The organism is Paenibacillus sp. J31P190 (genome assembly GCF_059692075.1).
The window spans coordinates 1-23078 of the sequence record NZ_JCAUAS010000026.1; the positions used below are offsets into that span (position 1 = coordinate 1).

Below are 23078 nucleotides of genomic sequence, written 5' to 3' on the forward strand. Positions count from 1 at the left end.
ACGAGCGTCGAATTCATTCGAGCTTGTATGACTATTCTCCCAAAGAATTTCTCGAGAAGTTAAAGAAAAATGAAGTAAAGCCGTTTAAACTCGCAATTTAATAAGTAATCTATTGCTTTAGTCGACTAGTGTCCAGTATTAGGGGGTTATACCGAATTGTTGTACATTATGCAACAACGAAGGAAGAAAGGGGAGAACTTGGCAGCAATTGTTGCACTTTCTACAACATCAAAAATATGGATTCATTTATTTAACATCCGGCAACCTCACGTGAGAATGTATGACGATATTCCAATTAAGACACATCAATATATAACTAGATTGGATGAAGGAATCGGTGGTCTCATTATTCCAGTATTTTAGACACCTGACTGGCCTCTGTGTCTAATTCCTTAGACACTTTGTCATACTACTGATTGCACCAGCAAATAAGAAACAAGATCCCCTTCAAACGATATGCCAGCTGCATCTTGTTCATCCTCCCTATTCAAGTACACAAAAAGCTGCTGATAAACTAAATATCAGCAGCTTTCTATGCTTAAAATTTGCCTTTTACACACGCACCGCGAGTTTACTGATCATTTTGATCGTCATTTTCATGGTGCCCGCCCTTTTTATTTGAAGGTACTGCAGTTACACTATGCCCTACTGGTACTTTGACTTCTGCATAGCTAATAGTAACACCGTTAACTGTTTTGGTTTCTGCCTTTATAGCTGACCCATTCACTTGAATATAACGGTATGAACCCGCAAACTGTGCTTCCCAGTTGATCCCTTTTGTACCGGAATTGTTTCTTAAAGTACTCTTCGTCGCACCGTCGTGTCTCAAGTAGACATCGTGATCTCCCAAAGCAATATGGTTGAGTTCCAACCACTGAATGTCTTGCGGCAGACGGGATAGGGTAGACAACTTGTTTTGAGGCGCATTCGGAGTCATTCCCATCAATCCTTCAACGGTTTGGCTGATTAATGTAAATGAGACTTCCGGATAATCGCCGTTTGTTCCTTGGCTGCTTACCTCATGCGGTTCGTTTAACCTGTCGATGATATACTTCATCCACTTCCAACCGAGTTCATTTTTTCCATAAGGGAAAAAGGTATCCGGCAAGTACGTGAATGCTTCGATATTTACCGGCGCCTGTCCGGGCGTCTCACTCATACTGTCGATCAGACCAAGGAATTGATCTGTCCGCTCGCCAGCTTCGGTAATTTGCTTCATCGGCATGAACCAGCTCGCTTCTTTTCCAAAGCTGCTGTAAGCTTTGCCCCCTGCTTCATAGCCACGCACATAACCGGACTCAATTCCTTTGACTCCCCAGTCCGAGTTAAAGTATTTTTTAGACGCTTGTGCCTTTTCTTTAAACTCCTGGTACTTTTTCATGTCGCCTTTTTCTTTGGACAAATTGGCATAAGCAAGCAGCGCTTGATACTGGGATGCGATGCCATCCCCCGCTTCCACAACAGCCTCGCCGTTGCGTTCATCATAAGAAGCTGCGCCATCGAAAATGCCTTTTCCTGTTCCTTCAGCCACTCCGTTCTTTATTTGCCCGTCATGCAGCGCAATAAAATCCGTCACTGCTTTATCGTAGTAGGTCCAAAGTGTTTCATCGGTCAAATAGTTCTTGTCGCCGGTCCATAAATACATGCTGTAGGCTTTCTCAACAAGCTCGAACACAGCGGGAACTTCTCTGACAAAACTATTCGCGTTACGATAGTCCAATTTGAAAATAGAACCATCGAAATTGAGCGCCCATGCCGGGTACCATTTATGCGTTTCGTTCGCCGTTCCAGCAAATGCCTTCAACATGGAGAAATTTTCTCGATCCAGTCCCAATAAATGAGCGCCCGACATCTGATGAGCCATATCCCTGGAATAGAAGGCGTATCGGTGTGCATACCCCGCCCAGTAGGATGGCATGTAATCCTTGATTTCAGGTGAGTTTCTATAGGTTTCATCCCTATTAATCAGGCCTTGCTTACCTGTTCTTACATATGACTTTGCTTTTGGCTTAGCCCAATTGAAAGCATCTTTTATTTTCGCATTGGAGGAATCGATCGTGATTTCTTTGTCAGCTACTGAACACTCCACTGTCCACAGCTGTGTCGTGCCGTTCTTCCCTTTAATCTTATAGATCAACGGATTGGTAAAATCCTGCACTCTGCCTGTTGACGGAGTAACAGAAGCACCTTCTGAAACGGCGATTTGCGGGGCAATCGTTTTCACATTCGTTCCATAAGGCACTGTAAACGAAACCTTCTTAGCTGCTCCATCTACCCTCGAAAAGCCGATCTGATTCGGTACCGTGAGGGAGACGATATTGGCAAGTTCAGGCAGTGGATTCGTATTCCCGGAGTCATACAACAAATAAGAGTCGTCAATTTCAACCCATTTGTCGTTAGCGTTAATGCCTGTGAAATACACTTCAACAAGAGCGCCTTTTTCCAGTAATATGCCATTAACTGTCTGTGTCACAGGTAGACTGCTCTTAGTTACGTCGCCGCTTTTGATATCACTGCCCTCAGGGAACCTGATGCCGAACTTTGCACCGTTTTCATCAGCCATGTTGAATATGACCTGTAATTTATAATACCCTGTAGCAGGCACTGTTACGGTTTGGAACAAGTACGTAGCCGCCCCAGGATCCAAGTAGGCAATAACATTATCGCCTGACTTATATGTAAACGCACCATCATAAAGCCAATGTTGTTTCGCAGCATCAAAATTCGAGTTTCTGATCAAATTCTCAGCTATTGGTCCTATCGGATTGCTCATGGCTGCTTGCCCCTCCTTACCAAACAAATCTACGGGAGTTATTTCAAATCTCACATATTTCCCATTAAGTCCAACTGCTGGAACAAACGTTTTGCTTACTTGTCCATTAGTCTCCTTGTATACACCATCCCGAGTATCTGAAACCAACCATCTAAATCGGGTAGCTCCCTCCTTATGCCCATCTGGATCTGTGAAGGTATAGCTGCCAGCTAACTTCTGTTCGGTCCATGCGTTGCCTGAAACTGAAACATTTGAAGCTAGAGGAGCCGTATTAGGAAAGTTGTTAAAATCAAATTGAAAATTGAAGTTATCCGCCTCTATTCTTTTATTTGCTGATGATAAATAGATTTCGACTTCATCGTTTGCCTGAAGCTGGATACCTGTTACAACTTGCTGCTTGTACACACTTGCCGTCACCGACACGCTTTTGATATCCGTACCTTCTGTTCGTTTCACGCCAAAGCTGCCTCCACCCTCTTCAACATGGAGCATTGCTGAAAGATTATAGTTTCCTGTTAAAGGGACTTTGATTTTTTGGAAAACGGTGCTGCCCGCCTCAATGTATACAGCGTTCGATACCGTATTGTTATAGGCGATTGTCGTAATTCCTGCCTGGCCCGAATGTGCCCAATCGCCCATTCCACTTTCAAATCCGGGATTAACAGCTAGGTTCACACTTTTGGTATCATCGCGAAGAAGTTCGAATTCATCGACATTAACCCAATTCGGTTGAGCGTTACCGCCGGTTACATAAACCTCCACTTGATCGCCTGCGTTGAGAGTGATATCTGGTATCTCGTATCGCGTATAACTGGATTTACCTATTGTTGTAACACTGTTTATTTCGCTTCCGCCAACTTTTTTTACGCCTAATTTACCTCCGGGTCCCCCTGTAGAAAACCAAGCAGATAGGTTATAACTTCCTGTAACTGGGATGGTCACCTGTTGAGAAATCGTATTACTGCTGCCCGGATCTAACCAGGCTTGGTTCTTTCCAGATTTAACATTATTAGAAGCAACGCCGGCACTTCCGCTTTTTGTCCAGTCAACAATCCCCGATTCAAAACCAGCGTTTTTAATCAGATTTTCCGCGTCCGCATGTACGTTAGAAATAGGAATAAATAATTCATGAAATGTCGCAAACAAAAAAGATAGAACCACAAGTAGCGGCATAACCCTGCTGTTTTTTCTCATAACTTCCCTCCCACATGCAGCTCGAATATAGCTCCAATTATTAACCCTTCACCATTGAAATACAACAGAGCCGTAAGGACCGACCTCGTCGTCGACACCTTCCATTGCGGCAAAACTCTTCACCCTCTTATTTGTAACAAAATCCATAATGTTCCATACCATCACACAAGATAAACCTAGCCTGCGACTAGGTCCTTAAGATAGCGGATTAGGTAGAACTGAGTAAGCAAGCTCAGTTTGCTTATTCATTCTAATATCATGGCATCTTGTCATATTAAGAGCACAGCACATGCTTATTAGTTATTAAACGTTACTTTCAAGGCGTATTTGCCAACAATAAGCACGACTAGCTTGCTTATGCAAGCATAACAGGGACTATGAAGTGAAATAAGCAACTTTAGTTGCCTTACTCACTTCTTGAACCACGTGCTTACTCCATAACCCAAAACATATTAATTCTGGCTTGTAAAAAGAGGGGAATCCCCCTCCTTTTTTACTTGAACGAGGGAAGCCAACTTCCATGTGCTTCGATGAGTTCGTCGCATAGCGCAACGGTATCGTCGATAGACAGTTCAGCAGCTGTGTGCGGATCCAGTAATGCAGCATGGTAGATATGTTCTTTCTTCCCAGTCATAGCAGCCTCAATTGTAAGCAATTGCGTATTGATATTCGTTCTATTAAGTGCAGCGCATTGAGGAGGCAAATCCCCCACATAGGTCGGAGTCACGCCACTTGAGTCAACTAGGCACGGCACCTCTACGCAAGCTTCCTTCGGCAGGTTCGTAATCAAACCTGTGTTCATGACGTTTCCGCCAATTTTAAACGGATTGTTCGTTTCCATCGCTTCAAAGATGTAAGACGCATATTCTAGCGTCCTCGTATGAGTCAAGTTTTTATTGCCTACAAGCTCTTCACGCATCGTTTTCCAACGCTCGATTTGGTTTACGCAGCGGCGAGGATATTCGTCAAGCGGAATATTAAATCTGTCAACAAGTTCCGGATATTGCCGCTTGATGAAATACGGATGGTACTCAGCATTGTGCTCGGACGACTCCGTAATGTAATACCCGAAACGAAGCATCATTTCAAAACGAACCATATCATCATGCTTCTCTTTTTGTTTCTCGCGCGCACGTTGTTTGATTTCAGGGTATAAATCGACGCCATCCTTCTTCACTTCAAGAAGCCATGCCATATGATTGATGCCCGCAATTTTCCACTGCACTCCAGTGTGATCCATGCCTAAATGCTCAAATATATGCGGCACACAGACTTGAACGCTGTGACACAACCCAACCGTCTTGACTCCGCCATAGGTGTTCATAACATTGGTCAACACAGCCATCGGATTCGTATAATTCAAAAACAACGCATCCGGACACACTTCCTGTATGTCTTTAGCAAAATCAAGCATGACCGGAATCGTACGCAGGTTGCGGAAAATCCCTCCAATTCCAATCGTATCCGCGATCGTTTGCCGTAAATCGTATTTCTTAGGAATTTCAAAATCGGTAATGGTACACGGATCGTATCCACCCACCTGAATGGCATTGACAACATAAGCGGCTCCGCGTAAGGCTTCCTTACGATCGGAATAGGCTTTAACGACACACGTGCTCCCCATTGTCTGTTTCAAGTTATTGAGCATATTTTCGGAATCCTTCAATCGCTCCGCGTCGATATCAAACAGCGCCAGTTCAAATCCTTGAAGCGCTGGTGTGAGCATACAATCCCCTAAGACATTTTTTGCGAAAATGGTGCTTCCCGCACCTAAGAAAGTAATTTTTGACATGTATGGTTCCTCCAATATGATCGTTTTATCTTTTATTTATTAAGCACAACTAGCCTTTGACTGCGCCAAGCGTAAGCCCGCCGACAAAATATTTTTGCATGATCGGATAAACAAAAAAGATCGGTAATGTAACAATCATCGTTAAGGCGGCACGCAGTGTAGTTGGTGATAAATTTCTCAACTTTTCGCTCAGTGCTAGCGGATTTCTTAACTCTTCGAACGCTTCTACTTCTAGAAGCAGTCTTTTCAAGTAAATAGGCAGCGTATCCCAGTTCCCGTTTGAATTGTAGATCACCGTATCCAGCCAATAATTCCAGTGGCTTACCGAACTGAATATGGCGATTGATGCAAATACAGGTATCGAAACCGGGACCGCAATACGGACAAATATGCCAAGCTCGCTTGCACCATCAATTCTAGCCGATTCAAATAAGGAGTCAGGTATACTTTCCATATAAGAAGCCATATACAGCATCCAAGTCGCATTAAACATGGCCGGAATCCAGTAAACATTGAACGAATCCGTCAATCCGAGGCCAAGAAAAACCAGATAAGTTGGAATTAAACCGCCGCTGAAATAGATCGTTATTATGAAGATGACTTTCATCATCTTTCTTCCGGAGAAATGCTTGATCGTAACGATATAAGCCAAGAGTCCAGTTGAAAGCACACAGGTAAGCGTGCCGATAACTACTCGCATAATGGAAATCGATAAACTGGAAAGTAGTCTCTGATCCTGAAATAGAAACTGATAGGCGCTGAACGATAATTTGCGTGGCCATAAATAGATGCCGCCTTTCAATGCATCGGTTCCATCATTGAAAGAGAGTGCAAGCAAGTTTAAAAAGGGATACACTACAAGCAGGCCAAAAATTAATAAAACCATTACATTTAAGACATCGAATATTTTGCCGCCTAGCGATTGTTTTGAGAATGTAGTGACCATGTAGGCTTCCTCCTAGTAGAGTGACGTATCCATCACTTTTTTCGTAAAGCGATTGGCCCCGAATACTAAACTAATCGCAATGATTGATTTGATTAATTCAATGGCGGTTGCAAATGAATAGTTCCCCAGTTGAAGTCCATATGTGAACACATACGTGTCTATGACTTCCGAATAGTCTCTAGTTTGAGAATTTCCGATCAAGAGAGGGGCTTCCAGACCTGCCGTAAAAATACTACCCAAGCTCAGAATCCACAATACGACAATCGTGGGGCGAATAGCAGGCAGTGTAATGTGCCACATGCTTTTGAATCTGCCGAGGCCATCCACTTTTCCTGCATCGTACTGCTCAGGGTCAACACTAGTAATTGCCGACAAGTAAATGATGGAGTTCCATCCAACATTTTTCCACACGCCGAGTCCCGTGATAATCCCCCAGTAATATTTCCCGCCGTCACCCAGGAAGGATATAGGTTGATCACTGAATCCGAAACGCAGCAAAAATTCGTTAAAAATCCCTTCATTACCAAATAGGGTAAAAGTAATACTGGCAATGACTACCCATGAAAGAAAATAGGGCAAGTAAGAAGTAGATTGGATAAATTTACGAAAAGGCTTACTGCGAACTTCATTTAGCAGTAAGGCCAAAATAATTGGCGCCGGGAATCCAAACAAAATATTCAGCCCACCGATGGCCAGCGTATTCCGCATAAGCATGGGGAAATCCGGCGAAGCAAAGAACGTTTTGAAATGCAGTAAGCCTACCCACTCACTCTTGAATACAGAAGTTCCGGGATTGTAATTCATGAAGGCTGTAATTACGCCTAACATAGGTAAATACTGCATGACAGCAATAAAGATGAGAATGGGGATGCAAAGCAACCAAATTTGACGCTCTCTAACAAATCTTCTCTTAAACAATTGAAACTTTGTCTTCTTTTTCGCCATAGAACTTGTTCCATAGTCATTAAGCTCATGCACAGTGCTCTCCATAAGTACCTCCATATCCGACTGTTTTGATTCACTGAGACAATTCGGACAAAGGAAAGGAAGGAGTGACCCTTCCTTTCGTTATTGTTATTTCCACTCTTTTAATCTTCTTTGGTATTCATCGGTTTTATATTTCTCGATCTTATCCAAGCCTGCCGCATTCAGCTTTTCTTTCAGGGCTGCGTAATTGCTGCGGCTCTCTTCTTCCGTCTTGCTCATAACTGCTTTAGCCCACTGCGACTCAAGCAAATCTTTCACTTGCTTATCGGTTATTGCCAGCGGGTCATTGGCAGGAATTTTGATATCCCCAACGGTATTGTCATAAATCGTATCTTTCAAATTGTCGTTCATCATCTTTTTCCATTTCGCATTATCGTTGAAGTTTTGATCAAACCAATATGCGCTTTTACCGTCATCTTTTGTAATGCCTTGGCTAGTAACCAGATTATACATATCCATGCCGAGTAGATCACCAGCATCGTAATCAAATTTGGAATCGATAATTGCTTGTTTCTGTGATTCAACAAAACTGGCTTTCCCGTCTTTGAAGTTCCACACTGATTTGTCGGTATTCGGAACTCCCCAACCGATTAATCTTGTACCGGTATCTGTCACAGAGTAATTTAACCATTTCACAATTTCTTCCGGGTTTTTGGCTTTATTCGTTATCACCGTCATACCTGTGCTTCGCGAATTCTTCCCTGACAAGTAAGCTTTATCAGCAGTCGCAGCTTTTGCGCTCACTTGCATAAAACGCTTCTCTTCATTCCAGTTCGGATCGCTCTTCTGCCACACTTCGTGTCCTGCGTTCCAACCAATCCACCATGCGCCAATGAAGCCCATAACACGATCCGTGGACATTTTAGCTTTCATATTCTCGTACTTGTTAATAAATGTATCTGGATCGAGCAAGCCATCGCGATAAATCTTGTTCATGAAAAGCGTAAGCTCAAGACCTTCAGGCGTGTTAATCCAATGCGTAATCTTGCCGTCAGCGCTGATTTTATTCCCGTCTTTCAGTCCCCACATGCCAGCCAAAGTCGGAACGATCTTCTCCGCAACCGGTGCAAAACCAGAGAGCGCATACGTCTTTTCACCTTTATCATTCTTCGGATGCTTCTCCTGAATTTTCTTCAGCACATCATAGTATTGATCTGGCGTTTCAAACTTCGGAGTCCCAAGTTCTTTCCAGTAGTCATAACGAATATGTGCTGAGAAATCCGGGATTGGCAGTGATCCCCAATAACCTGGAAGGGCATACAATTTGCCGTTCGTTAAGTATGTTTTATACAGATCACCCAATTGTGTCTTGACGTTCGGCGCTAACTTGTCGATAGTTGGACCAAGTTCAAGCACTTTACCTTGTGCGACCCACTTGGCTACCGTCGCCTCGTCCATATTGGCAATCACTTCTGGATAATCGCCTGAAGCAAGCATCAAATTCAACTTATCTTCTTTCTTAGCATCAAAAGTAATTTTATTAATGTTGACGTTAAATTTCTCCAATAAGAATTTATGCATCAAATCGCTATTCTTTTTGGTCTTGTCAGGGTTGATCGCATCTGCATAGTAGTAACTAAACTCAATTGGCTTACTAGGCACTTCCCAGCCAAACTCGTTCGTTGCGGCTTTTGCTGTTTCTGTTTTTGTTTCAGTCGTAGCTTTTGGTGTTTCAGATGCTTTGTTGTCAACCTTCTGTGTGGAGCATCCAGCAACAACACTCATCGTTAGTGCCGCAGACAACATAACTCGCAATGTCTTTTTCAAATCCGACCCCTTCTTTCATTTAAATTAGTTTAAAATGATTGCGCTTTCAAAACCGTCCTTTAAGATTTCCTCCTGCATCCCAGCATCCCCATTCTGTGACCATACATTCTGTTGTAAGCAAGTTGTCTTTGCAAATTTGATTGGTGAATCACTCCACTTTTTTATTTTACTAATTATTTTCTAAAAATACAATAGTTTTTACTAAAATACTTTGATTTAACCCCTAGTATTTGATTATATTTACTAAACATACGCGTTATTCAAAAATTAATGTAATGAAAAATGGTAAAGCGACAGATTCACCTATTCGCTTTACCACACCTTATTCGTTCTATTTTGCGTCTGCAGTGTGCGCACCACAACTCTTTCTCACCATAAGCTTCGTTGGAATGGTTACATGCAGCGGCAGTTCTCGCCCTCTAAGGCGGTCGACCATCAACTTAACCGCTGTTTCCCCCATTTCTTCCATAAACACTTTGATACTCGTTATTGGAGGAGTCACAAACGAAGCTAGATGAATGTCGTCAATACTAACAATTGCTATATCGTCAGGCACTTTATAATCAGATTCGCTCACTGCTTTAAGTGCAGCAATCGCCATAGGATCGCTGCCAATCACGAAGGCGGTAGGCACATCTTCCGCTTCCAGCGCTTGTTTCATTAGCTCATACCCAACTTCGGCGCGCCAATCACCGACAAACACATAATTAGGATTGAATAAGTCCATTTCTTTCAAAATGACTTCAAACTCTTTTTGCCGAGCATCCGTATTGAACATTTTGCCTTCCGAGGTTCGGATATAGCTGATACCGCCAATATAACCAATTTTTCGATGACCTAGTTGAAGTAAATGATCCAAAGCTTGCCTGGTCGCTTTGGGCAAATCGAACATCACGGAATCAAATTCATCACTAAGCACATAATCGATAGAAACGATGTTTGGCGTACGGGTCGATTGGTTGATGATATCGATATGCACCTTTCCAATGACGAATAATCCATCCAACTGATCCACATCGATGTTCGTGTTAGATTCATCCATAAATCGGAACACTCTGCTAATGTTAATCCCGTACTTTACGCACTCCTTCTCGATGCCTTGCCGGATAGACAAGTAGAAGGGATCCGAATATTCCATCTGCTCGGAACACCAGATTAGTAAACCAAACTTTAGCTGCTGCATGTCACTTGGTTCCGTTTTCTGCTTCCGCTCATTTCTGCGATAGTTCAACTTACCTGCCGTCTCCATAATTCGATGCCTTGTTTCGTCAGGTACATTGAACGTCGTATCGTTGTTTAACACCCTCGAAACCGTAGCCGAAGAAACTTGAGCGATTTTGGCAATATCTTTAATCGTGGCTATCATCATCACATACTCTCAATACATTTTTGAAGCTATTCGTATACCGTTGCCACGCCGCAAGGGGGAATATCCAAACGATGAATGCCAGCATTCAGTTCCAAACGTTCCTTAGTCATCAACTGACCCTTACAATCTCGAACCTCCACCCATTTGACGCCCCAATCCTCTTCCATCTCCACATATATCCGCGAATTCAACGTTCCGTTCACGAACAGAACAAGCTCGGGATGATTGCGTCCTGGTTTGACAGTTACATCGCCATAGGCGCAAACAATCCTTTTATGCCCGTTATCCGCGATGACTAATGGATAAAGAAAATCTGGATGCTGAGGTCTCAACTGGCCGTCTAACAGCACATCGCGATGCTCCCTCCAAAATGATAACCAATAACGCACCATTTGAAGATGCTCTACCGGTAGGCGATCCAGCAGAACTGAAATTTGCGGAACGGAAAATAGCGTGTTTACGATCTGCAGCGCAGAGCTTTCAACCGGTTCTTGCGGATGCCACATTACCATATCGGAATGAACAACCGTATCTCCGCTAATTAACCGGACATCGAGTGTTCTAATTCTATTTTCGATCGCATCATTTGGACAATCCGTTGCCCTAAACATGTTTCCGTATTTTCTCATTAAAGGGCCGATGTAATTTTGACGAAATTCGATCATGACATTAGGCTTTATGAGCCTCAATCTCTCGATAATATCGCTCATTAAGCGGTCTACAGCCTCAGGGATTGAGATATAGTCCATCGAGCTGTCTTCCTTATAAATCGTCTCTTCCGTTCCAACGAAGCTATCTATAAAATCAAGCTTAAAGCCATCAAGATCCCACTCCACCAACGCTGTTTCATACAAGTTAATAATGAATTCCCGTACATCAGGATACCGCGGATCCAGCACGCCTGTTTGCAAGCTATCAATCGTCTTTAGCAATTTGTCTTTAAAGCGATCCCAATTCTTACTCCTGCATCCAACAAAAGGAACCGAATACCATAACAGATATTTCAGACCCATCTGATGTACACAGTCAACATGAGCTTTCATATTGGGAATTTTCTCTTCACATACTTCCCAGTCTCCGCAATAAGCGTAGCCGCGCGTGTTATCAGACGTTTGCCAGCCATCGTCAACAATGACGGCTTCGCAGCCTAATTGTTTAGCTAGCTTACACTCTTGCTCGATCTCTTCCGAAGTAAGTTGCTGATGGAAGCTGTACCACGTTGAATACATGGGAAGTTTAGCTGATTCAGGTACAAGTGCAGGCGTATAACCGGGAAGGGAAACCCACCACTTTTGAACATCATCCAAGCATTCATAATACGCCATCTCTCTCGTGTCCAAGCGCAAAGTCGCTTCGTAAACAGACATGGGTGCACTAGGTTCAAAAAACAGCTTGACCCCGCAGCGGAAAGTTGCTGTCTCCTCATTGACACCTGCTGACAAGGCTACGGAATTGAGCGCATCAGAGAAAGCGAACGTGAGTCGGTTGCTTCCCTGTATGTTAAATAAACTAAAGACTGGCGCAGAATACGTTGATTTGGAAACGACTCCTTCTTCCCAATCCACACGAAGTCTCTTGGAACGATAGGCGCTAGGGTACCAACTGCCCTGAATATCTATGCCCGGATGATGCCAAATTAATTCGATCGTAGGCGGTTGTTGCGGGTTCTCCCCTTCCAACTTGATGTGAATAAGTTCTACACCCTCCTGAACGTTCGCCCGAGTCATCGAGCCGCGAAACTGCTCGTTGCAGCCCGATAATTGAAAATGGTAAGGACCTACCTGTAACGTGCAATTGTTCAAAGCTTCCTCTTTCATGTTGGTTCCTCCATCACAAATACATATATTTACTAAATGTTTACTTGATTTTAGCATTTAAACGATACTTTCTCAATCGTTTTTATTCGGAATTCAGTAAATTTCACTAAAGTAAAAAAAGCCATCCCTCAAATCTATACAGATCTGAGTAGATGGCTTCTTCCTATTTTTACGATTCTATTTTTGTCCCACAACTCTCACGAATGATAAGTTTTGTTGGTATGGTCACATGGAGAGGAACATCACGGCCGTTGAAACGATCAACCAACAGCTTCACAGCCGTAACCCCCATATCTTCCGTAAGCACTCTTACGGTTGTAAGAGGAGGGGAAACGAACGAAGCTAGGGGAATGTCATCGAAGCTTACAATGGCAATCTCGTCCGGTACTTTAATGTCAGATTCCTGCAATGCTTTGAGCGCGGCTATAGCCATTGGATCACTGCCGATCAAAAAAGCAGTTGGCCGATCATCCAATTCTAAGGCTTGCTTCATCAAAAGGTAGCCCTGCTCTGTGCGCCAGTCGTCCACAAACAGGTGGGCGGGTTCGAACCATCCTTTTTCCCGCATGATCGCTTCGTATTCTTTTTGACGTACATCAATGTTATAAACTTTGCCCTCTAGTGTGCGAATATAACTGATTCCGCCAATGTAGCCGATTCTTTCGTGACCAAGCTGAAAAAGGTGATCCATAGCATGTCTAGTCGCTTTGCGCAGGTCGAACATAACGGAGTCGTATTCGTCATCTAACACATAATCGATCGAAACAATATGCGGTATCTGAGTCGATTGTCTCAGCAAATCGATATGCACTTTGCCGATGACGATTAAGCCATCCAGTTCCTCTGCGATATTCATATCGAAGTCATCCATGAACATCACCTTGTCAACGGTAATACCTTGCTTTGCACACTCTTTTCCGATCCCTTGACGAATAAACATGAAATACGGATCTGAGGACTCCAACTGTTCAGAGCCCCAGATAACTAATCCGATGTTTTGCTTTTTTTCAGCTTCTGCCTCAAGGTTCTTATTTGCACGTGATTTCGTTTTTTTATAGTCCAGTTGCTTAGCAACTTCAATTATTCGCTGCCTGGTTTCCTCTGCCACTTGCAAAGTCATGTCGTTATTTAGAACGCGTGAAACAGTAGCACTTGAAACTTGCGCTTTATTGGCTATATCCTTGATCGTTACCAAGCTATCACATTCTTTCGCCATTTAAATAAACAGATATTTACTAAACATTCTACAGACTAATGGCAGCAATGGCAATAATTTGACATTCCAAAAAAAACTGTGGGTTTCAGCATTTCGAGTACGGTCTATAGAACAAACACGGAATATTGTACGCGAAACTGCTTAAATGTACCTTGCTATAGACTTCGAAAACCCTATATGATCAGATTCGAGAAAGCGCTATCATTTCAGAAAGGAGGTAATGGCTCGGTCCGCTAGTTCATGATTTCCACGATTATCTATTATTGAAAAGGAGATGGATTTATGTTGAAATGGTTGAAAAAAACAAAATCTGTTGTGTTCGCATTTTTACTTATACTCACGGTACAATCGGGCTTTGGAGTTTCAGCGGGACAGGTCGCGCATGCCGCTAACAATGGGTTAGCACTGAAACCTTTAATGGGCTGGAGCAGCTACAGCATGCAGGTGTACTCGGGCAATTCCGGATGGATAACAGCAGCGCAACTTAAAGCACAGTCCGATGCCATGCATACAAGTTTACAATCGCACGGCTACAATTACATCAATGTAGACGCAGGATGGAACGGAGGCATCGATGGGTATGGAAGGCCCGTCCCGAGCAGCACCCTGTACCCGAACGGAATCACTGATGTTATTAACTATGTTCATGCGAACGGGCAAAAATTCGGTCTATATATGATACCCGGATTATCGCCACAAGCGTACAACGCTAATTTGCCGATCTTTGGAGCCCCCGGCTGTACGCTGCATGATATCGCCGTCCAACCGCTAACTACGGCAGATTATTGGAATTTAGGCTATAAAATCAATTTCTCCAACCCTTGCGCTCAAAGTTATATAAATTCGATTTCAGATATGTTTGCATCCTGGGGCGTCGATTTCGTGAAGTTCGACAGTGTGACCCCCGGTTCCGGGCATAACGATACATCGATCGATGCACGCGGCGACGTAGCCGCCTGGTCTCAAGCGCTGAGTTCACACAACATTTGGCTCGAGCTCTCTTGGGCTCTGGATCATAATTACGTCGATACGTGGAAGCAGTACGCAAATGGATGGCGCGTGGACTGGGACGTCGAATGTTACTGCACGAATACCGCTCTTACCACTTGGGCCAACATCGCAAGGCTTTTCCCAGATGCCGCTACATGGTGGCGCGATGCTGGACAAGGAGGTTGGAACGATTTCGATTCACTGGACGTTGGCAATGGCGCAATGGACGGCTTGACACAAGATGAACGGCAGACAGCCATGTCGTTATGGGCGATGTCTTCGGCACAATTGTATACGGGCAACGATTTAACCAATCTGGACTCCTTCGGCCTCTCTCTGCTTACGAACGACGAAGTCATCGCTGTCAATCAGGCGGGTAGACCGGCCCATCCGGTATCCACCGCCACCAATCAGCAGGTTTGGTATGCCAATAATGGAGATGGGAGTTACACTGTCGGACTTTTCAATCTCGGTAGTTCCGCTGCGACGGTTAACGTCAACTGGAACGATATTGGTCTGAACGGTGCTGCTACAGTCCGGGATTTATGGAGCCATATCGATTTGGGGACTTACAATTCCGGCTATAGCTCTGTCAATTTGCCATCGCATGCATCGCGGCTGCTCAAAGTAACAGCCACGGGAGGATCCGTGACGGCCAACGACGACGATACCGGTATCAAATACACAGGGGCCTGGCAGCGCAGCAGTAATCGGGGGCTCGGGGACTATTTAGACGACGTGCACTTCACGCAAACGAACAACGATTATTTTGAGTACACGTTTCAAGGCTCGGGAATCGACCTGATTACGGAGAAAGACAACGCTCAAGGCAATATCGACATCTATATCGACAATGTGTTCAAGCAAACGGTCAGCACTTACAACGCTACCCGGCAGCTACAGCAAACCGTCTATAGCATTAGCGGGCTTTCCAACGGTCCACACACCCTTAAAGCTGTCAAAAAAACGGGCACCTATATGTTACTGGATAAATTGCGTTTCAATGTACCGTCTCCGATTCAAGTGAATGACACGGATCCGGCTGTTACTTATACGGGTTCATGGACGCTCAGCAACGGCCGAGGATTCGGTGATTACCAGGATGATGTTCATTACACGCAGACGAACAACGACTATTTCCAATATACTTTCAATGGAACAGGGATAGAGTTCATATCGGAGAAGGATTCTTCTCAGGGCAATATCGATATTTACATCGATAATGTGTTCAAACAAACAGTAAGTACTTACAATAACTCGCGCTTGGCTCAACAAACTGTCTTTAGCATCAGCGGGTTGCCGAGCGGAACGCACACCCTCAAAGCAGTGAAAAAGTCGGGTACCTTTATGCTTTTGGATCAGTTGCGATTCAAAAGCTCCCAAATTCAATACAACAATACGGATTCCGGCATTTTGTACGCCGGGTCGTGGTCGCTTAACAGCAACCGTGGTTACGGGGATTACAACAACGACGTACATTTTACTCAAACGAATAATGATAATTTCCAATTTACATTTACTGGAACAGGCGTGGAATTGCTCACCGAAAAGGATTCGTCCCAGGGCAACGTTGATATTTACCTGGATAATGTATTCAAGGGAACGGTGAATACCTTTAACGCCACCCGATTGAGCAATCAGGTCGTATATAAGATTACGGGACTGTCCAATGCAACTCACACGCTCAAGGCTGTGAAGCAATCAGGCACCTATATGTTACTCGATTCACTCAGGGTCAGCCCATAATGTGAATGATTCTTGCCCATCTTAGTTGTACTGAGCATATTAAAAGGAGCTGCCGCGGCAGCTCTTTTCTCGTTTGTAGAGATTATTTGCGAGCCCTAACACAGCTTCAACGATAAACGTACTTGGAGATCCCAAATATCAAAGCAGGCTATTCCTGTAACTGCCCCATTAGCTCAACAGGCTGCCGATAATTCCGGCAGCCTGTTGTTATAGTGCTCTCGTTGTTCGTTAGCTCAACCTCTTTACAAATACAGGTTAGATTATGAAGGCATCTTACTGTTTGCATATGCAGCCGCCCCGATCATACCAGCCTGTCCGCCTAATTTCGCTTGTTCTATCTTACAAGCATGGGAAGAAAGCTTTAAAGCGTGATTTCGGGCGGTATCGCGTACTGAATTCAGCAAGCGGTCACCAGCTGCCGACATTCCGCCACCAACTATAATTACTTCTGGATTTAATAAGTTGATTACATTCGAAAGACCAAAACCAAGAATCTTTCCTGTTTCATGCATCACCTCAATTGCAAGTGAATCTCCCAGATCGTATGCCTCTGAAATCATCTGGGCAGTAATTGCCGTCCGATCGTCTCCCACCCATTGCAATACGGTACTTGACCGACCTTCCTCAAGCTTGTCTGTAAAGGTTTTAACCATTCCTATCGCAGACGCGTATCTCCCAAGACAGCCTGAGCTTCCACAACGACAAGGGCGACCTTCCCGGTACATATTCATATGCCCAATTTCGCCCGCGCTAGATGTTGTACCGTAGAAAACCTTTCCATCATTTACAATACCAGATCCTAGACCCGTACCTAACGTGATCAATACCAAGTTTTTGTAACCGATGCCTGCACCAAACAGCCATTCACCATACATATTTACCCGCACATCATTGTCGATAAAAACAGGAAAGTCAAAATTGCTTTTCATTTGATTCACAACATGAATGTTTTCCCAATTTGGAAAATTTGGTGAAAATATGGATAGACCTTCATCTGGATCAAGTAAACCAGGGATTCCCATACCCATGCACTTAATAGAAGTTTGATTGATTCCTACGAACGACATCATCTCTTGAACAATTTCTTTCATCTTGTTTAACACATGACTAGGTCCTTTTGCGGCTTCCGTGGGGTCACTTCTTTCGTGAATGCTTTGAAACTCCGTATTGAAAATTGCGGACTTCACATTGGTTCCACCAAGGTCAATTCCAATAACATATTTACTCATAACTATCTCCGCTCTCATATATTATCCGAATGCATATAAATCAGTGTCATTCTTAAGTTACTTTGATTTTCAATAGTCTGGTTTTCGTGACCATACCTGCACGCTCCAGAGTCCTCTTAGAAGCTTCGTTATAGTACCAACATCCACTTACAGGCTTAATACCCTGCTTCTCACACCATTTCCTTAATTGTAAAATGATGACTTTCCCGATTCCTTGCTTTCTATATGCCTCATTAGTAAACATACCTATGCTTGCTAATCCTTTGAACATCTTAGACTTCTCAACTACTCCGATTCCAAGCAACACAGAACCTCTATAGTAGGTGAAGAGTTCTCCACTTGCAATCCGCCGTTCGTATTGGTCAAGAAAATCTCCACAGATTTGTTGTATCTGCTGCAGATCTTCTAAATTAGCAGGGCGGAATGATTCATCACCAGATACATTACTCTCTATGATGTCTGCCTGATTGTCTTGGAAAAAGTAAGCTTGTTTGTTGATCGTGAAGTCCTTATCTATCGCTAGGCTTACAAATAGTTCATCGCAGGTCGGAATGAAAAGGGAGTTCACTTTATTACTTTCAAGTACTTGGCTAAACATCTTCTGAGCGTACATTTGGTAGGGGCGACTGATGTAGAATTGGGTAAGAAGTTCGTTATTGTGAATAGCATAGTAACCCACTACGTTTGATCCCTCTTGGATCATGTAAAAAGTCGATGCTAGAATATGCTCCTCCAAGAAGGAATCAAAAGGTGAAGATAGAGAGCGGATGTATTCTTCAATAAGAAATTGAATTTCATGGATAAGACATTCTTTTATAATCATCCCAAGCCATCCTTTCATGAGAGACTAACATTAATTCCATAGTAAATGATGCATTTCATAAATTAAAGGGAAAGTATTCGTTAAACGAACCTCTCGTTAGCTCTGCCCGACGAACATACTGCGTCCTCCATTAACGCCAAAAATAATAAACGTTCACCCAATAGAGTGAACGCCTACTTACTATCTGCCAACGTTAACGCTTCGCCCCAAATGACCGCAAAACGTAGATACCGCCTTCCTCTGTATCGAATTCAATCCGGTCAGCATCAATCGTACGACAATCAATGATAACGCCCTCCGACACAACGGTATCAACGGGCTGCTTGCTTCTTACTCTGCATAAACCTCCGTGTCGGGATTGCAGGCTCACTTCTGTCCATTCCCCCTGCTCCCACCGGATCTCCACCTCGAATCCACCTCTGGCCAGCAAGCCTTTCACGAACCCGTCAGCCCACGGTGCGGGTAATGCGGGAAGTAGGCTAAGTTCATCGGCATGACTTTGAAGCAGCATCTCGGCGATTCCTGCCGTACCGCCAAAATTGCCGTCAATTTGAAATGGTGGATGCGCGTCGAATAAATTCGGGTAAACGGATGTCTCCAGCAGCTGCCGTACATAGTGATAAGAAGATTCGCCTTCTTCCAACCTCGCGAACAAATTAATGATCCAAGCACAGCTCCAGCCCGTGTGCCCGCCCCCCTGCTCCAATCTTCGCCGAAGCGAGGTACGCACCGCTTCCGCCAACTGAGGATGCTCATGAAGCAAAATTTGATTCCCCGGGTAAAATCCATACAAATGAGACATATGCCGATGCCCAGGTTCATTTTCCATGAAATCCTCTATCCACTCCTGGAGTTGTCCGTACTGCCCAACCTGCAGCGGATAAAGTCGTTCCCTTGCCTGACTCAGCGCAGATTGGAAGTCCTGATCAACCTCCAAAACTTCGCAGGCCTGCATACAATTATTGAATAAATCCCAGATGAGCATGAGATCCATCGTTACCGCTTTGCTGACAGACGATACATAGCCATTGGACGAAATAAATTGATTTTCCGGCGAGGTGGACGGATTCGTAACCAGAAATCCTGAGGCGTCCTCCACCAGCCAATCAAGCGCAAACATGGCTGCTCCTTTCATCAAGGGATAAGCCTCGTTGCGTAAATAGGAAGTATCTTGGCTAAAAACATAATGATCCCATAAATGCCTGCAAAGCCAAGCTCCCGACATCGGCCAAAAAGCCCAATGGATGCCTCCATCCTGCTCGCCAACCGGATTGGATAGCTTCCAAATATCCGTATTATGATTAGCAGCCCAACCGCGGCATCCAAATGTTTCCGATGCAGTAGCCGCTCCTGTAAGGGCTAATTCTCCGATCATCTTCAGCAGAGGCTCATGGCACTCGCTCAAATTACAAATTTCAGCAAGCCAGTAATTCATTTGAACGTTAATATTGGTCGTAAAATTGGAGGACCATGGCGGTCGGAGCTCCCGATTCCAGATGCCTTGCAGATTCGCCGGCTGGGAACCCGGTCTAGAGGATGCGATCAATAAATATCTGCCGAATTGAAAGAATAGCTCCACCAAACCGTGATCTTCCGCGCCTGCCCGAAATCTTTCCAATCGCTTGTCTGTCGGTAATTCAGACTGCTCTGGGTCGCCAAGCTTTAATTCCACTCTATGAAACAAGCCTTGGTAATCTTCTATATGCCGCTCAAGCAGCTGGGCATATCCTCTGGAGCTTGCCGCTTCAATTCTGCTGAGGCAGGTGTCTCTTAGCTTCTGCTGCCGGTTCGGGTCCTCAACTGACGGATACGTCGTCGCAGCAGTGATCAGCAGAACTGCGTTCTGCGCCCCCTGCACCGTAATCTCCCCTTGATGGGTAACCGAAACCTCACCTTCATCGGCAAGCACTGCCAGATGCAGCTCGAACTCAATGCTCGGCCGTTCGTCGTAGAGAATAGGAGACTCCACTCCCACACTCCTGTAGTTCGGCTCCACGTGACTGGGGCATCTTCCCTTAAACACCAGATGGTTGTCCGTCAGCCTGATCACCCCTCCCTGCAGCATGCCCTGCAGCGAGGCTGTAAAGATCAGCTCCTGCTGCTCCGCTTCGAGCCGTACAACCATCACCTGATCTGGGCTACTGCAAAATGCCGTCTGCAACAAGCTCCGCTCACCGCTGGACGTCATAAGTACTTGTGTAACGGCGTTATCCAGTGACAGCTCCCGCTTATACGCCGAAAACTCTCCCGGAAACTCGCGCTGGATGATCAGGTTGCCCAAGGGCAAGTACGACTGCGCATACGAGCTCAATGCTTCTTGGTGGATCAACTGCTCTGCTTCTTCATAACTGCCTAGATCAATGAGACTTCTGACTTTGGACAGGCTCGGAAATGGCCGCGGCCACTGAGCATTATGCGGAGTCCCTGACCACAGCGTATCTTCGTTTAATTCAATCCGCTCCACAGTCTCTCCGCCGAACACCATGCCGCCCAATCGCCCGTTACCGATCGGAAGCGCCTCTTCCCACTGTACCGCCGGTTGCTCGTACCAGAGCTTCAATTCTTTTTCACTCACACGCTTGCCCTCCTCCTGATATTCCACTATCAGACATGAATCGTTTGCTATAAAAGTCCATCCAACGATTTTTTATTAAGGCATGGCCAGCCGGTGTCGGGTGAATCCCGTCCCAAAGCCAATAAGCCGCGGGCGCCAGCTCGCAGGCATCAGTAAAGCTTTGCTGCAAATCGATATAGTCTAGGCCATATTCATCCGTAATCTTACGAATTTGCTCCTGTTTCCGGCTCATTTCGGAATGCCAAGCTTGCCAAGCTTGCCCCGCCTGACCTGCTGGAAGCAGAAACGGCTCGCAGATCACAATCGCTGTTGAGGGCAGCAGCTCCTGCGTATCCTCAATCAATCTGCGATACGTTCGCACAAACCTGTCCTGAACCAAATCCTGCTTCCCGTTCACGTATGCGTGTACATCGTTGACCCCGATTAAAAGACTGATCAGATCAGGATGCAGCGAAAGCGCATCCTCCTCCCAGCGTCCGTACAAATCGGCGATGCGGTTCCCGCTGCAGCCGCGGTTAAGTATATGCGGCGCATGCCCGGCTGCCTGCAAGCCCAGCTCCGCAGCAAGCAGAAACACATAACCGTGACCCAAGATGTGATTCAAGTCATCATTTCTTCCGCGATTACCGTCGGTAATCGAATCACCCTGAAACAATATGGATGAAACCCCAAATTTATTCATATCTAACCTCCTTTAGATCAGCAAGGTTCCCATACCATGCTAGGAAAGCATCGGCTATAGCTAAGCCCGCCTCCCCATTAGGATGCGGGTCCGAACTTGAGGCCATATAGGCTGGATTAAGCAGATTCTCGTTTGGTGCTGCTTGGGAAAGCACCTCTGCCATATCAAACACGTAATCGGCACCAAGGATGGCATGTTGGCGTATTGAGTCATTGACCTCTCTCCAGGCTAATTCCTGCGAATCGGTGAAATTAAATGTAGGAACTGTGCATAGGATAACCGTCTTTGCAGCATTGTCCTGCTTAAGCTTGGCAACGATAGTTTGCAGGTCACCCAGTACTTGAGCCGCACTTCGGCCGGCAGTACCAATATCGTTAACGCCCAATGCAACGACAACCACATCGCATTGCTTGGCCTTGTACAGCCAGGCCCCGTCGCTTGCAGCATCATAGGCTCTTGCCCATCCTGAACCGATATTCCAGACGCTTCTTGAATCCCCTAGACCCTCCGCAATGTGTGCAGCCCAGTATTCATAAGCATCCAAACGTGTCCGCACACCTTGGGTAATCGAATCCCCCAGAAAAGCAATGCGTTTCGCACATGCACGCTCATAGCCTATAAAATCCGGCAGCACCAGGCAGTTGGCAGATCTGCCGTATAAATCGGATGACGCTTGATCAGCAGCATGTCCCGGCGCATCATAGGCAGACACCAGCAAGCCTTCCGTATTGAAGGGAATGCTGTTCCCCGCATCCATAGTCGTAATCGTCCATGTGAACGCCAAATAGTTTCCTTCCGGGATCGTAAAAGTTAAGGCATCACTCCAGAACGTTTCGCCCGATATGACAAGTTTGGAGAACGAAGAATCGTAAGTTAACGGTACTTGAGTGTCCGAAACGACACTTCCATCGGGAAGTCTCCCACCGTCAGCTATGTAAGCCGCCTCAATTTTCCATGAACCCCCTTGCAGATTTGCCCTGGAAACAGCCCCGTCCGCCCATGTGGAGTCCACGTTATTGCTGCACCAGAATTTCATCTTCAGCTTTCCGTATTCCCTCGGCTTGATGTAAGTTCTGTAAGAGTGCGTAAAGGTTGAATCGCTAGTCATGATATAATTTTTAGCCGTTGAAAGAACGGTGGCTGACCTATAGAAAGCCCACATCGCTGAAATG

General features: G+C 45.0%; 14 protein-coding genes. 1 reads left to right on the forward strand and 13 read right to left on the reverse strand.

Annotated features, from left to right (window positions below):
• Positions 1–571: 571 nt before the first annotated feature.
• From AC58U0_RS30760 to AC58U0_RS30795, 8 genes are all read right to left on the reverse strand, one after another.
• On the reverse strand, positions 572–3967 hold the full coding sequence (locus tag AC58U0_RS30760) for an SGBP N-terminal domain-containing protein (protein WP_497382614.1): 3396 nt from the start codon (positions 3965–3967) through the stop codon (positions 572–574).
• A gap of 493 nt (positions 3968–4460) precedes the next feature.
• Positions 4461–5759: an alpha-glucosidase/alpha-galactosidase gene (locus tag AC58U0_RS30765; protein WP_497382615.1), complete on the reverse strand. Its 1299-nt coding sequence runs from the start codon at positions 5757–5759 to the stop codon at positions 4461–4463.
• Positions 5760–5808: 49 nt separating this feature from the next.
• On the reverse strand, positions 5809–6705 hold the full coding sequence (locus AC58U0_RS30770; protein ID WP_497382616.1) for a carbohydrate ABC transporter permease: 897 nt from the start codon (positions 6703–6705) through the stop codon (positions 5809–5811).
• A 12-nt stretch (positions 6706–6717) separates the two neighbouring features.
• Entirely contained in the window at positions 6718–7695 is a 978-nt protein-coding gene (locus AC58U0_RS30775) for an ABC transporter permease (protein ID WP_497382617.1), read from the reverse strand.
• 84 nt (positions 7696–7779) lie between these two features.
• On the reverse strand, positions 7780–9459 hold the full coding sequence (locus tag AC58U0_RS30780; RefSeq protein WP_497382618.1) for a type 2 periplasmic-binding domain-containing protein: 1680 nt from the start codon (positions 9457–9459) through the stop codon (positions 7780–7782).
• A gap of 331 nt (positions 9460–9790) precedes the next feature.
• Complete coding sequence (locus AC58U0_RS30785) at positions 9791–10828, reverse strand: LacI family DNA-binding transcriptional regulator (protein WP_497382619.1); 1038 nt, start codon at positions 10826–10828, stop codon at positions 9791–9793.
• A gap of 26 nt (positions 10829–10854) precedes the next feature.
• Positions 10855–12645: a glycoside hydrolase family 36 protein gene (locus AC58U0_RS30790; protein WP_497382620.1), complete on the reverse strand. Its 1791-nt coding sequence runs from the start codon at positions 12643–12645 to the stop codon at positions 10855–10857.
• Between the two features lie 169 nt (positions 12646–12814).
• Positions 12815–13840: a LacI family DNA-binding transcriptional regulator gene (locus AC58U0_RS30795; protein ID WP_497382621.1), complete on the reverse strand. Its 1026-nt coding sequence runs from the start codon at positions 13838–13840 to the stop codon at positions 12815–12817.
• Positions 13841–14143: 303 nt separating this feature from the next.
• On the opposite strand from AC58U0_RS30795, the gene AC58U0_RS30800 reads away from it, so the two are divergent.
• Positions 14144–16597: a glycoside hydrolase family 27 protein gene (locus tag AC58U0_RS30800; RefSeq protein WP_497382622.1), complete on the forward strand. Its 2454-nt coding sequence runs from the start codon at positions 14144–14146 to the stop codon at positions 16595–16597.
• Between the two features lie 260 nt (positions 16598–16857).
• On the opposite strand, the gene AC58U0_RS30805 is transcribed toward AC58U0_RS30800, so the two are convergent.
• The 5 genes from AC58U0_RS30805 to AC58U0_RS30825 all read right to left on the reverse strand — a co-directional run bounded on the left by AC58U0_RS30805 (position 16858) and on the right by AC58U0_RS30825 (position 23068).
• Positions 16858–17826 (reverse strand): ROK family protein, encoded by a 969-nt coding sequence (locus AC58U0_RS30805; protein ID WP_497382623.1) that lies wholly within the window; start codon positions 17824–17826, stop codon positions 16858–16860.
• Between the two features lie 52 nt (positions 17827–17878).
• Entirely contained in the window at positions 17879–18649 is a 771-nt protein-coding gene (locus AC58U0_RS30810) for a GNAT family N-acetyltransferase (RefSeq protein WP_497382624.1), read from the reverse strand.
• Positions 18650–18842: 193 nt separating this feature from the next.
• Positions 18843–21224: a glycoside hydrolase family 95 protein gene (locus AC58U0_RS30815; protein ID WP_497382625.1), complete on the reverse strand. Its 2382-nt coding sequence runs from the start codon at positions 21222–21224 to the stop codon at positions 18843–18845.
• Complete coding sequence (locus tag AC58U0_RS30820; protein ID WP_497382626.1) at positions 21217–21906, reverse strand: SGNH/GDSL hydrolase family protein; 690 nt, start codon at positions 21904–21906, stop codon at positions 21217–21219. The genes AC58U0_RS30815 and AC58U0_RS30820 overlap by 8 nt, the downstream gene beginning before the upstream one ends.
• A complete protein-coding gene (locus AC58U0_RS30825; RefSeq protein ID WP_497382627.1) occupies positions 21899–23068 on the reverse strand; it encodes an SGNH/GDSL hydrolase family protein in 1170 nt (389 codons plus the stop codon). Before AC58U0_RS30825 ends, AC58U0_RS30820 begins: the two co-directional genes overlap by 8 nt.
• Positions 23069–23078: the final 10 nt, after the last annotated feature.

Bases quoted from the DNA above. Each gene is read 5' to 3' on its own strand.
- AC58U0_RS30805 (WP_497382623.1), bottom strand. From the start codon at position 17,826: ATGAGTAAATATGTTATTGGAATTGACCTTGGTGGAACCAATGTGAAG.
- AC58U0_RS30785 (WP_497382619.1), bottom strand. From the start codon at position 10,828: ATGATGATAGCCACGATTAAAGATATTGCCAAAATCGCTCAAGTTTCT.
- AC58U0_RS30820 (WP_497382626.1), bottom strand. From the start codon at position 21,906: ATGAATAAATTTGGGGTTTCATCCATATTGTTTCAGGGTGATTCGATT.
- AC58U0_RS30800 (WP_497382622.1), top strand. From the start codon at position 14,144: ATGTTGAAATGGTTGAAAAAAACAAAATCTGTTGTGTTCGCATTTTTA.
- AC58U0_RS30765 (WP_497382615.1), bottom strand. From the start codon at position 5,759: ATGTCAAAAATTACTTTCTTAGGTGCGGGAAGCACCATTTTCGCAAAA.
- AC58U0_RS30770 (WP_497382616.1), bottom strand. From the start codon at position 6,705: ATGGTCACTACATTCTCAAAACAATCGCTAGGCGGCAAAATATTCGAT.
- AC58U0_RS30790 (WP_497382620.1), bottom strand. From the start codon at position 12,645: ATGAAAGAGGAAGCTTTGAACAATTGCACGTTACAGGTAGGTCCTTAC.
- AC58U0_RS30760 (WP_497382614.1), bottom strand. From the start codon at position 3,967: ATGAGAAAAAACAGCAGGGTTATGCCGCTACTTGTGGTTCTATCTTTT.
- AC58U0_RS30810 (WP_497382624.1), bottom strand. From the start codon at position 18,649: ATGATTATAAAAGAATGTCTTATCCATGAAATTCAATTTCTTATTGAA.
- AC58U0_RS30825 (WP_497382627.1), bottom strand. From the start codon at position 23,068: ATGTGGGCTTTCTATAGGTCAGCCACCGTTCTTTCAACGGCTAAAAAT.
- AC58U0_RS30775 (WP_497382617.1), bottom strand. From the start codon at position 7,695: ATGGAGAGCACTGTGCATGAGCTTAATGACTATGGAACAAGTTCTATG.